At 54.7% G+C, this 12,157-nt stretch carries 12 protein-coding genes; 4 read left to right on the top strand and 8 right to left on the bottom strand.

What is annotated here, in order from left to right; translation table 11 throughout:
* Positions 1-3: 3 nt before the first annotated feature.
* Positions 4-498 (bottom strand): hypothetical protein, encoded by a 495-nt coding sequence (locus B5D39_RS02140; RefSeq protein WP_078788733.1) that lies wholly within the window; start codon positions 496-498, stop codon positions 4-6.
* A 78-nt stretch (positions 499-576) separates the two neighbouring features.
* Between B5D39_RS02140 and B5D39_RS02135 the strand changes: the two genes are divergently transcribed.
* From B5D39_RS02135 to B5D39_RS02120, 4 genes are all read left to right on the top strand, one after another.
* Positions 577-3,486 carry a CHAT domain-containing protein gene (locus tag B5D39_RS02135; RefSeq protein WP_078788732.1) on the top strand — a complete coding sequence of 970 codons (2,910 nt, stop codon included), beginning with the start codon at positions 577-579 and terminating at the stop codon, positions 3,484-3,486.
* A 185-nt stretch (positions 3,487-3,671) separates the two neighbouring features.
* Positions 3,672-5,030 carry an MATE family efflux transporter gene (locus tag B5D39_RS02130; RefSeq protein WP_078788731.1) on the top strand — a complete coding sequence of 453 codons (1,359 nt, stop codon included), beginning with the start codon at positions 3,672-3,674 and terminating at the stop codon, positions 5,028-5,030.
* Between the two features lie 81 nt (positions 5,031-5,111).
* Complete coding sequence (locus tag B5D39_RS02125; protein WP_078788730.1) at positions 5,112-5,621, top strand: hypothetical protein; 510 nt, start codon at positions 5,112-5,114, stop codon at positions 5,619-5,621.
* A gap of 128 nt (positions 5,622-5,749) precedes the next feature.
* Positions 5,750-6,865 carry a 3'-5' exoribonuclease YhaM family protein gene (locus B5D39_RS02120; RefSeq protein ID WP_078788729.1) on the top strand — a complete coding sequence of 372 codons (1,116 nt, stop codon included), beginning with the start codon at positions 5,750-5,752 and terminating at the stop codon, positions 6,863-6,865.
* A gap of 145 nt (positions 6,866-7,010) precedes the next feature.
* On the opposite strand, the gene B5D39_RS02115 is transcribed toward B5D39_RS02120, so the two are convergent.
* From B5D39_RS02115 to B5D39_RS02085, 7 genes are all read right to left on the bottom strand, one after another.
* On the bottom strand, positions 7,011-7,925 hold the full coding sequence (locus B5D39_RS02115; protein WP_078788728.1) for an SDR family oxidoreductase: 915 nt from the start codon (positions 7,923-7,925) through the stop codon (positions 7,011-7,013).
* Between the two features lie 77 nt (positions 7,926-8,002).
* Positions 8,003-8,500, bottom strand: coding sequence for a GbsR/MarR family transcriptional regulator (locus B5D39_RS02110; protein ID WP_139366643.1), 498 nt, complete (start codon positions 8,498-8,500; stop codon positions 8,003-8,005).
* Between the two features lie 51 nt (positions 8,501-8,551).
* Positions 8,552-9,043, bottom strand: a complete 492-nt coding sequence (locus B5D39_RS02105) for a hypothetical protein (protein WP_078788726.1) — start codon at positions 9,041-9,043, stop codon at positions 8,552-8,554.
* Entirely contained in the window at positions 9,040-10,191 is a 1,152-nt protein-coding gene (locus B5D39_RS02100) for an MGDG synthase family glycosyltransferase (protein WP_078788725.1), read from the bottom strand. Before B5D39_RS02100 ends, B5D39_RS02105 begins: the two co-directional genes overlap by 4 nt.
* A 29-nt stretch (positions 10,192-10,220) precedes the next feature.
* Positions 10,221-10,832 carry a fused DSP-PTPase phosphatase/NAD kinase-like protein gene (locus B5D39_RS02095; protein WP_078788724.1) on the bottom strand — a complete coding sequence of 204 codons (612 nt, stop codon included), beginning with the start codon at positions 10,830-10,832 and terminating at the stop codon, positions 10,221-10,223.
* A 198-nt stretch (positions 10,833-11,030) separates the two neighbouring features.
* A complete protein-coding gene (locus tag B5D39_RS02090; RefSeq protein ID WP_078788723.1) occupies positions 11,031-11,315 on the bottom strand; it encodes a hypothetical protein in 285 nt (94 codons plus the stop codon).
* Positions 11,302-12,120 (bottom strand): GGDEF domain-containing protein, encoded by an 819-nt coding sequence (locus tag B5D39_RS02085; protein WP_161947406.1) that lies wholly within the window; start codon positions 12,118-12,120, stop codon positions 11,302-11,304. Before B5D39_RS02085 ends, B5D39_RS02090 begins: the two co-directional genes overlap by 14 nt.
* Between the last annotated feature and the right edge of the window lie 37 nt (positions 12,121-12,157).

Genomic DNA, 12,157 nt, shown 5'->3' with positions numbered 1-12,157 from the left:
CAGCTATCTGGTCATCCCTTTGGGTGTTTTGGCCTCTTTAGGGTGAATTTCCGGGTGATACGCATCAATGTACAGCTTGAACGTGGTCCCCTCTGAATCAACCAACTGGTAGAGGTCAACAATATGCCCGTCTTCTCCCGGCCCTACATTGCCGATCCGATTGACGTTAAACGGCTTGTTGTTCTTGTCCCGCAGAGAACGCAGGTAATATTTTGAACCGGCAATCCCTTCAGACAGATCAGCACCGCCCATTTTGATCGGGTTTTCTTTGGTGTAGCCAAAGGTGGCATCATCTGAGACGTTTTGAGGGGTTTCTGCTGTTGGTTCTGTGACTGCTGGCCGTTCTGCCGGAGCTGTTGCAGCAGGAACCCCACGACGGAGCATCCTTGAGCGGCGGCTATTGTTGATATCGTCGGTTGGGTCAGCAGATACCAGAGCTGGCAGCAGAACCAACAGGGCAATCACGACAGTTGCAAACCAGCAGGCCAAACGTTTCATGGCATACCTCCACAATAGGATTATAGACGTTTCAACTGTACCACATCCTGCACCAATGAAAAGCAAGAGGTGAAAACAATGCGCTCCATGCTTCTGCTGCTGCTAATGACCATGCTGACCTGCCCGATCTCTGCCCTGGCTGCCAGTTATGAAGAGGCCAGTGACCTGCTCATGGAGCGTCGCTATGCCCAGAAACTGCAGGCATCAGGGCGTTATGATGAGGCATTGAAGCAGGCACAGCGGGTGCTGGCAACCTCCCGGAAACTTTTTGGTACAGATCATCGTGAAATATCCATGAGCCTGGATACGATTGCTTCTATTTTACGCAAGATGGGACGATTTGGTGAATCTGAACAGTATTTTATGCAGGCACTGCAGATAAGCCGCAAGCTACAGCGGGAACAACCTCACGATTATGCAGCGGCCCTGCAAAACTTGGCCGGCCTGTACCGCGAGACCGGTCGGTATCGGGAATCTGAGCAGCTCTACCAGGAAGCGATTGCCACCCTGAAACAGATAGAGCCAAAGGATGATGAGGCACTGCTGTCAATCTCCGGCAACCTCGCCATGCTCTATCAGGATCAGGGCCGTTATGCAGAGGCAGAGCCGATCTTAAAGGCCGAGTACCAGTGGGCGTTAAAGCAGGCTCAGCCAGATTCCCTTGCAATACGGATGAACCTCTCCATGGACAATAAACGCCTGTTTCTGGCAGAGCGGATGTCTAATCTGGCCGGCCTGTACCTGAAGATGCGGCGGGCTGGTGAGGCGATGGAACTGACTGCGGCAGCGCTGGAGGTCAAACTCCAGACCCTTACGCCTGATGATCCCAGAGTGATGCGTGAGATGAACAATCTGGGGATGATCTACCGTGACAATGGCCGTGAGAAAGAGGCAGAACCGTTACTGCGTCAGGCCGTGGAGTCTGCCCGCAAAGTCTATGGCAACCAACATCCAGAGTTGGCCATCTATCTGGATAACCTGGCACTGCTGTATCAGCGACGGGAGAGCTACCAGCAGGCTGAGCAGTTGCAGCGAGAGGCTGTGTTCATCAGCCAACAGGCGCTGGGCAGCACCCATCCCAACACCTTGATGCAGCGGAACAACCTTGCCGTTAACTATCTGCTGCAGGATCGTTATGCAGATGCTGAGCTGCAGTTGCGGGCACTGCTGGCAGACAGCAGGTCAGGTTCCGCCGGTTCGCATCACCCCGAAGTTGCTACACGGATGACCAATCTGGCAGATGCCCTGCGGCTGCAGGGCAAGCACCTGGAGGCCCACCGGCTGCAGGGGGAGGCGCTCAGGATCAGTGAGCGGAAGCGTGATGACCTGTTCCTGCTGCTGACCGAGCAGCAGAAGCTGTCCTACTTACGGGACGAGATGGCGTTTGTCAGGCAGTATCTGGCCCATACCCGCCAGGTGCTGGCACAGGATCCTGGTGCTGCGAGTGCTGCACTGGATACCTGGCTGCGCTGGAAGGGGATTGTGATGGAGTCCCAGGGGCGCTATCTGGATGCCCTCTACAGGACCGATGACCCTGCCTTGAAGCGACAATTTGATGAGTTGATCGCTGTCCGCAGAGAATTGGCTGGTCTGCAGCTGATTCAGCCTAATCCCGGTTCAGCCCAGAGCCACGCTGCCAGAATCGAGCTGCTTGAGTATCGCAAAGAACATCTGGAGGCAGATCTGACCAAACGCAGCGCTGTCTATGCCAAGGCCGGTTCATCTCAGCGATTTACCAGCACAGAGCTGCGCAGGCTGCTGCCAAAGGGTGCGGCCTATATTGATTTTGCGCTGGTTGAGGATTGGCAGTACCAGCCGTTGGAACTGCGCGGCCTGCGCTACCTTGCCTTTATTGTCAGCAATCAGCCGGGTGCAGCGGCACAGCTGCTGGACCTGGGGCCTGCAAACAGCATTAACCAGGCGACTACTGACTACCGTCGCCAGATTGCTGCACAGGCCGGTGCCGGCAAAGCTGATCCAGCCCGACTTGCTGCTGTGGCTGTCGAACTCCACAGCAAGCTAGTGGCACCCTTGCTCCCCTACCTACAAGGGGTTTCATCGCTTATCATCAGCCCTGATGCCGGTCTGCACCTGCTGCCGTTTGAAATTCTGCGTGGTAAAGGTCAGCCCTACCTGCTGGAACAGTATGCCATCAGCTATGTTGGCTCAGGTCGGGATATGGCCCGCTTTGGCAGCTTTGTAGCCAGCTCGGGAAAGGCGTTGCTGTTTGCTGATCCTGATTACGATCTGACCTTACCTGCGGGTGAAGCAGGTCGCAACCAGGATACACTGCTTGCTCAGCTTACCTCCCTGCAGTTCAACAGGCTACCCGATACCAAGGTGGAGACCGATGCCATTGCCGGACTGCTCAGGCAGGGGACACCGTTCAAAGTACAAAATCTTGTTGGTCGCCAGGCGCTTGAATCCACCCTGCTTGCCCAATCACAGCCCAGGATACTGCACCTGGCAACCCACGGGTTTTTCCTGCAGGACGAGCTACCCGGTGGCAGTGAGACCCGAGGTCTTAAGGCTGTACAACTGGTGAAACCAGCTAGTGGGGCAGCCCAAACCAAGCTGACCAACCCGATGCTCCGTTCCGGGATTGCACTGGCAGGGGTAAACCGCTCTTTGGCACAGGGGCAGGACAATGGTCTGGTGACGGCTGAAAAGATTCTGGGGATGCGCCTGTTGGGGACTGATTTGGTCACCCTTTCAGCCTGTGAAACCGGGGTGGGGGATATCAAGGCCGGTGAAGGGGTCTTCGGCCTGAAACGGGCCTTTATTCTGGCTGGCGCCAAAACCGTGGTCTTAAGCCTCTGGTCAGTACCAAGCCGGGAGACCACCGAACTGATGACTGAATTCTATCGTCTGATGGCCGCTGGAACCCCCAAGGCAGCTGCGCTGCGGCAGGCACAACGGACCATGCTGAAGAAATATCCCCACCCCTTCTACTGGGGGGCATTCCAGCTGGTGGGCAGCCCTGACTAATGACTCTGGAACGCTTGAACATCTATTGTTTCGCACCAAACCCCTCCAACCTCCCCTTATCAGGGGAGACTTAAAGGCTTCCCCCCTGATAAGGGGGGATTGAGGGGGGTTGATTTTAGCTGTTACGCCGTACCATAACTGATAAGGCTTCGACAGCAGCCTGTAGAGCATGCTAATAACAGACCATGAAACAACGCCTCAGGTTTAATCATATCCCCCGCCTGCTGAAGCTGGCAGGCCCGATGATCCTTTCAACTTCAGCAATCACGATGATGCAGATCATTGACACCATCGTGCTCTCCTATGATTCCAGTCAGGCCCTTGCGGCAATCGGTCCATCCAGTATGGCGGTGATCCTGTTTCAGGGATTTCTGTTTGGCACTGCCGGGTATGCCGGTACCTTTGTGGCTCACAACCATGGCCATGGTAACCCCCAGGGGGTGGTATCATCAGCCTGGCTCGGTATATACACCGCCCTGGCCTCAGGAATAGTCGCCTTGCTGGCTGCCTGGCCGTTGGCGCAGCTGTTTCTGCTGACCGGCCATGCACCACAGGTGGCCCGGGATGAACAGACCTATTTCTGGATCTGCATGGCCGGTTCATTCTTTCCTGTCTTTGGCAGCGCCCTGGCTGGCTGGCTTTCCGGCATCGGCCGACCTGCGCTGGTCACGGCTGTTACCTTTATCTCCCTTGTTGTTAATGCACTTTTGGCATGGGGGCTGGTGCTGGGAGAATGGGGTCTGCCCCGGATGGGGATTGCCGGTGCCGCCCTTGCAACCGTGACAGCCCAGCTGATTGCGGCACTGTTGTACGCCTTCCTGTTTGCACGATCAGGCGGATTCAGGAATTCTGCTGCCCGCTGCCTGAACCGGGTGGAGTTTCGCCGTTTTCTATCGCTGGCTGCACCAATGGGGCTGCGGATCAGTGGCGAGCTGGCCGCCTGGACCCTGTTTCTGGTGGTGGTGGGACGGCTCGGCATTGTTGAGCTGGCAGCATCAAGTATCGCCTTCAGGATTAACGGCATCGCCTTTTTTCCTGCCCTGGGGTTGGGGCAGGCTGCCGGTGTTCTGGTGGGACACGCCCGTGGCGCTGGCAGGGATGATGAGGTGCCAGCCATTGCCTGGCAATCTCTGGCGGTCTGTGAGGTCTGGATGCTGCTGATGGCCACACTGTTTGCCACTACCGCAGGGCCACTTTACGCCATCTTTGCCGGCAACAGCCCGGAATCTGCCGGAATTGTCGTAACCGGCACGCTGCTGATGAAGTTTGTGGCTGTTTACTGCATCTTTGATGCGGCCAATGTCATGATCGGCTGCGTGTTGGCCTCAGCAGGTGAGACCCGCTGGATTGCCCGCACCTTTTCCCTGGCTTCGGCCATCTTTGTGGCCCTGCTCTGGCTGATTGATCGCACCATGCCCGGCCTGGTGGCTGAATGGACCCTGGCAACCTGTTTTGTCTTTTGTACGGCAGTTGTCTGGCTGCTGCGCTTTAGAACCGGACACTGGAGAAAGATACAGATTGTGCGCGGCACGGCTGACATATAAAAGCGTTGTTGCCATTGCTAAATTCAAGTCCTTTGGTAGAATTTAATTTGTAGCCAGTCTTACACAAAGGAGAAGAGAACCATGAAGAAACTGTTACAGATCGCACTGATGCTGTCCTGTTGCCTGCTGATGATTACGGCAGTTGCCGTTGCTGAGGGAGGAGACTGCACCAAGACCCGCTCATTACCGATTAAATCCGGCAAACTGTACAAGGATTACTACGGCAGCGCCGTTACCAGTGACAAATCCATCCTGCACGGCTTTCGCTGGGGCATCACCAACCCCAAACCACAGAGTATGGCCTATTTTGGCGGCACCATGAAGGCAACCGGCTCTTTTGCCAGTTTCCGCGCTAAAATCTATATTGATGACGGCATCAAGGCACCGATGGAGTTTTCCTTTAAAAACAAAGACCGCAATGGTGAGATACTGAAATCTGTCACGGTTGAGCCGGGCGAGACGGTGGACGTTACTTTTGATACCGGTGGCAGCAAACAGATCTTTGTTCAGAGCGAGCTGCGAATCAACCACGACACCGCCAAGCGGATTGTGATCGGTGAACCTGAATTTTATAGCTGTATAACGAAGTAATTTTGTCTGCTCAGGCTGCCTGACACGGCTACACAACCGGTCAGGCAGTTTTTTCATGGTTGCAAAATCTGCTGATACCAGCTAAGTCCTACCTGTGACACCCAATTCCCGAGATCTGAAAGAGCCCGATGTCCAAACAATTTATCGCTGAACTGAAAGATAGAGATGTTGTTGATTCACCGTTTATGGTCAAGGAAAAGACCATGGCCATGGCCAAGAACGGCAAGCCGTACATGAACCTGAAGTTCATGGACAAGAGCGGTGAGATTGACGGCAAACTGTGGGACAACGTGGACGAGCTGGACAAGGCCTTTCAGAAGGGTGATTTTGTCAAGATTCGCGGCACTGCCTCGCTCTACATGGGCAAGATGCAACTGGTGGCCAAAGAGATCAAACGACTTGAAGAAGAAGGGGTGGATCTGGCGGATTTTGTGCCGGTCTCGCCCGTACCCCAGGCAGAGATGCGGGCCGAACTGGCCAGTGTGGTGGCATCACTGACCAACCCCTATCTGAAGGCGCTGATGGATGGCTTTTGCAATGATACGGAGTTCATGGCAGGCTACTGCAAGGCCCCGGCTGCCAAGGGGATGCACCATGTCTATATTGGCGGGCTTCTGGAGCATTCCCTGTCAGTAGTGCGGCTGGTGGATGCAATAGTACCGCTCTACCCAGGCCTGAACCGTGACCTGCTGGTGGTGGGTGCCCTGCTGCATGATCTGGGCAAGGTGGCAGAACTGTCCTATGACCGCGCCTTTGAGTACACCGACGAAGGTCGACTGATCGGCCATATCAGCATCGGTGTAGAAATGCTGACCGAGCGGATCGCCACGGTTCCCGGCTTCCCCCGTGAACTGGGCATGCTGCTGAAACACCTGCTGCTGTCCCACCACGGCCAGTATGATTACGGCTCCCCCAAACGGCCCAAGACCGTTGAGGCAACCATCCTGCATTACCTGGATGACATGGATTCCAAGATCAATGGCATCCGTTCCCACATTGCCAAGGAAACCGCCCAGGGCAACCGCTGGACCAGCCACCACCGGCTCTATAATCTCTACTTCTTTACCGGCAACGGCATGGAGGATGAGGGAGAAGAGGAGATGATTGCCCTGTCTGAACCGCTGGCAGAGGCAGCACCGGAACCGGCAGCGCCTGCTGAAAAGGAAAAGCCGAAACCATCCAAAGACAGCTTCGGCAACCAACCCTTTGCGACTCTGAAAAACCTCGATCTGTTCGGTAATTAACTGTTGTAGCCGGGCTTCCTCGTAACAAAAGCGATAACTCACGCGGAGCCGCGAAGCTCGCGGAGAACATCAAGTGTTTATTTCAGACTCCGCGCCTTCGCGGCTTGTGAGTACCTGCTGTTTTCGAATTTATCAACCTACTGTTTTAGCGACGTCGTCCAAGTTCACTGGCATATGCTGCCCCTAACGTAGCTGCATGCTTACGCGCCCAATCGGTCAGCCGAGTACTGCCGGTGGGTGGCGCGTCCACATACAGCAGATCAGCCATCAGTCCTTCAATCTCCTCACGGGTAATAAAGACATCACCAACCAGTTTGCCAATCACTGAGCAGGCCAAATAGCCCAGATTTGGTGAAACAGAGATAATCGGCCGATGTTTGCCAATAATACTGCCAATGGTTGCCACCAGTTCGCGGTAGCTGAAGGTCTCCGGGCCAATGGCATTGATTGTCCTGCTTTCAGTTGCTGCTCCCTGTTCAACTGCCAGCTGCGCAAGGTCGTCTACATAGATCGGCTGCAGACGATACGAGCCATCACCAAAGACCCCCACCACCGGTAGTTTACGCAGCGCCCAGGCAATATTGTTGATCAGGATATCTTCTTTACCAAACAGCACCGTGGGACGCAGAATAGCGTATGACATGCCAGACTCTCGCAATGCCCGCTCCAGAACTGCCTTGCCGTGAAAATATTCCAGAGTTGATTCTTCAGATGGATTGGTGATGCTGACATGCACCACCCGCTGCACTCCAGCTTCTTTGGCAGCCTTAAACAGTCTGATCGTATTGTCTACCGCCTCAATATGCTTGAAGTTAGCATGATTAAAGCGCACCCAGTAGGTGTTATAGAGTACCGATGCGCCGCGCAGGGAGGCCACCAATTGGTTGTGATTGTCAAAGGCAAGCGGGTGGTGTTCAACCTGTCCCTGAAATGGATCAAGTACCGGTTGCTTACTGGTGATGGTACGCACGCGATGCCCTTGCTCAAGCAACCTCTGTGCAATGTACTTTCCCGAATAACCAAATGCCCCGGTGACAACATGCAGTTCATTCTGTTTCATGACCTGTCCCCCTTCTAATTTGTTTTTGTGTGTTCAGAATTTTGTGAACAACACTGCCCAAAAAAAAGAGCCAACACCTATATCTTATTCATGAAAAAACCGATCACCGCCCGCGCCTGTGTTTCACTTGAAAGCAGCTTGTTGGCAAGGCTGTCAAAGGTGGCCAGCATCTGTTCCATCTGCCTGAGACGCTCCAGGGCTATGCCATCCGGCGCAGAGGCCGCACTTTCCAGGGTTTCCTTGATATGGGCCACCACCGGATCAAACTCCCGCCGTTTCCGTTCCCGCATGATGTTAAACAGCATCTTCCAGGCATCCGGCTCACAGACGTAGAACTCACGGCGATCACCCGGCTTATAGACCTTGCGGATAACATTCCAGGTCCGTAACTCCTTGAGTGACATACTAACGTTGCTCTTGCTGATGGCAAGGCGCTGGCTGATATCATCCAGGCACCAGGACTGGTCAGAGGCGATCAACAGGCCATGGATACGGGCAACCGAGGTGTTTACCCCCCAGAGTGAGCCCATCGCCCCCCATGATTCAACAAACCTGTCTAGTACTTCCGGTTCCATACAAAACCTTTGTTCATTTTTTTGTGAACATAGCAAGCCTGCTGTTAGCTGTCAAGCGGTTATCTCTTTTCCTCGAAATGACCACCAGATCAGCAGCAGTCCGGCCAGGCTGAAGGTCAGGTAATCGGTGGGCATACCCAGCAGCCAGTGTTTATGCCAGGGGATGAAGTGTGGCTTAAATTTGCTGAGGCCGTAGCAGGGATTCATCACAAACCAGACAAAGTCTTCAATAATCCAGAACAGCATCAGGCTGCCCATGCAGCGGGCCTCCAGACGCCAGCTAAAGCGCCAGATCAGCAGCAAAGGAAAGTGAAACAGCAGCAGCATGAAGGAAAAGACCCAGGCATGGTAGCCGGTCATGGGCCTGCCACCCCAGAAGATATCCAGCAACGGGTGAGATTCAATCCGCCAGGTGGGCAGGGCGCAGGCCCAGCCATTGCCCCCTTCGATCTGGATCTCGGTCATGCCAAAGAAAAAGCCGATCACTGCAGCACCGCAGAGCAGCATCAGCAGATGGGGCCAACGATGCGGAGTCTTACTCATGGCTGTGGTGCTTCACCCAGGACCGTTGCCAGCACCCTGCGGGCTGCATCAGGCCTGCCGCAGTTCAGAGCGTTTCTACGCAGACTGTCGAGGCGTTTCGGGTTGTCCAGCAGATGCTGTACCCGCCAGGCCAGGGCACCGGCATCGCAGGCCTTGAGGGCTGCGCCGTTTTCCAGCAGGAAATCGGCATTGCGTTCCTCCTGGCCTGGTATGGGGGAGACCACGATCATCGGCAACCCTACTGCCAGACATTCCGAGGTGGTCAGGCCGCCCGGCTTGGTAATGGCCAGGTCACTGGCCGCCATGACCCGCTCAATAACGTTGATGAACCCCAGGGGAAACAGGCGCCCGGGGTGCTGCATGGCCACCACTTTAAGGTCAGTCAGCAGCTTTTCATTGCGTCCGGCCAGGGCCACAATCTGAAAGTCTCCTTTCAGATGCAGCAGCCGTTCAGCCAGCTGCTCTATGCCGCCAACCCCCATGCCGCCGGACATCATCAGCAACGTGGTGCGATTGGGGTCAAGACCAAATTCGGCAGCACAGGTTGCCCGATCATACTGACGATCAAAGGCTGGCATGATCGGAATGCCGGTGACATGGATCGTATCCGCAGGAATCCCCCGCTCGGCCATCCGCCAGGCCACCTCGTCATGGGCCGCAAAGTAGCCGCTCATCTGCTGCTGAATCCAGAGCGCATGGAAATCAAAGTCGGTTACCTGTACCCAGACCGGCGCGTTGAATTTGCCCGCCCTGATTTTCCGGGACAGCAGTTCTGCTGGTAAAAAATGGGTGCAGATCACGTAATCAGGCTGCATTTCCCGCAGCAGGCTACCCAGTTTGCGGGTATTCAACCGTTCAATGGCCCGCCGAAGTTTGTTCAGGCCTGAGTCGGCCTTTTCATGGTCACTCTTGTCGTACAGGTAGCCCCAGAGCGCCGGATGCCTTTCCACCACCTTCAGGTAGGAATCGGCATAGACCTTTCTGAATAGTTGCGGCACCAGCTCCATCAGGTCCACATGCACCGCCTCAACAGCAGGATAGGATTGCTTGGCCGCAGCAACCAGGGCCTGAGCAGCCCGCACATGGCCTGCACCGGCAGAGACACTGAATATGACGAGCTTCTTTTTTGCTGGGGTCTGGCTGCTCATGGTGGTTCTCCTCTGCACAGCTGGTCTGATTAGTTGGCAACAGGCTGCAGTGCCTTACCAGCCGGTACTTTGTAACTGCGGATAAACTTCTTGAAGTTGACCCAGACATCATTAAACCCGAAGGATTGCATCTCAGCTTCAACATCCTTCAGACTCCAGTTGTCAAGTGTCATCCGGTAGGCTGCCACCACAATGCCGGTACGGTCCTGTCCATGACGACAATGAACGTAAACCGGCTGATTGGCTGGATCAGCCATCAGCGCCACCACCTGATCAACCTTTTCCTTCAGTCCCTTGCGGGTCATCTCAATCGGTACGGCAATCGCCCGCATTCCGGCTGCCTCCACCTGGGCTTTTTCGCTCTCACTGGTACGCAGATCAATCACGGTCTTGACCCCCAGCTGCTTCAGGGTTGTATAGCCGCCCGGTCCGGGCTGTTCGCCGCGATAGACGCCTGGGGCAACCCTGCCTGCATTACCCAGGCCGGGCAGGTTGTAGAGATGCTCAGAGGAGCGAATTACTACCGTTTGATTGGCAGCAGGCTTTGTGGCTACAGCAGGAGCATTTGCCCAGGCAATACCGGCCAGGATGGTCAGGCAACAGGCTACAATGATCAGAAAGCGATAGGTTGGCAGCAGCATAGTTTGAGGACCTCATTTCATGAATCGTTATAGCTATTACAGATAGTATGCCAATATACCACCAAACGACCCAATGTATAGGTATCGCAAGGTTATATAAGGTATTGAGCTAAAATTGATGGCTGATGATTGGGGGCGTTGTACAATTTGTGTCTACAGCCAGGGCGTTGAATGTAGGTGGCAGGTTGGCTGATCTGTTCAGGCAGGCGAACTTGTGCTGCGGTGTTTTTTGAACCAGGGATCGTTTTTGGCCTTATCAACCAGTGAAAAGACCAACAGAATACTCAGGACGAGGGCAGCAACGGCACCAATTCGTTGCCTGCGGGAGCCAAACGCCAACGGAAACACCCCACAGGTGACCGCCAGAAAGGCCAGACAGAAACTGGCAGTGGGAACCGGTATCAGGACGGCTGTTATCAGTAACAGCCACGCCATCCAGAAACCGCCGCTTGTTGCGGCATCACGAAGATTACCGACCTTCATGCTGATATCTCCCCGGCTGCACGGGGCTATGGCCAGGACAGCGCACCACCCGGTTGCGGCCATCATGCTTGGCCCGGTACATCGCTTTATCAGCACGTTCCAGCAGATCAAAGGCCGAATCACTTTCAGGTAACAGGCAGGCACTGCCGATACTGATCGTGACGCGTATCTCTGTCAATGTACCGTCTGACATGAACTGCAGGGGGGTGCTTTCAACTGTTTTCCGCAGTCGTTCTGCAAGACTATATGACTCTGTTTCCGGGGTGTGGGGCAGCAGAATCACAAATTCTTCACCACCAAAGCGGGCAACCATATCGGTTTGGCGCAGCACCTCAACAAATATCCTGGAGACGTGCTTTAAAACCAGATCACCAACCTGATGTCCCCAGGTATCATTCACCTTCTTGAAATGGTCGATATCCACCAGCAATACCGCCAGCAAGAGGTTGTAGCGGTGGCAACGCAGGACTTCTTCCTGCAGGCGCCGGTCAAGATGGCGACGGTTAAAGATACCGGTCAGCGGGTCGGTAATGCTCTCCTGCTCCAGCACAAAGATCCGCTTCAGCTCACAGGTGGTGCGGTAGGCAAGTACGCAGACCAGCAGTACAAATATGGCACCAAAAAAGAAAATGACCGGCACCAGCATCTCGGAACTGCTGTACTGTGTGCCCAATTTCATCAGGTAGAAGCTGAAGTAACCGCAGATAAACAGGACAATCAGGCCACCCAGAATTTTCCACCAATTACGGGTACGTCCTTTGGGCAGCTCTTTGGCCAGTTTGCGTACAAACAAGAGTGCGATCATGAGCAGCAAGGCTGCCAAAAATAGCAATGTATTCATT

The sequence above is a fragment of the Trichlorobacter thiogenes genome, assembly GCF_900167465.1.
Classification (GTDB): Bacteria; Desulfobacterota; Desulfuromonadia; order Geobacterales; family Pseudopelobacteraceae; genus Trichlorobacter; species Trichlorobacter thiogenes.
This window is presented reverse-complemented; position numbering and strand designations above follow the sequence as displayed.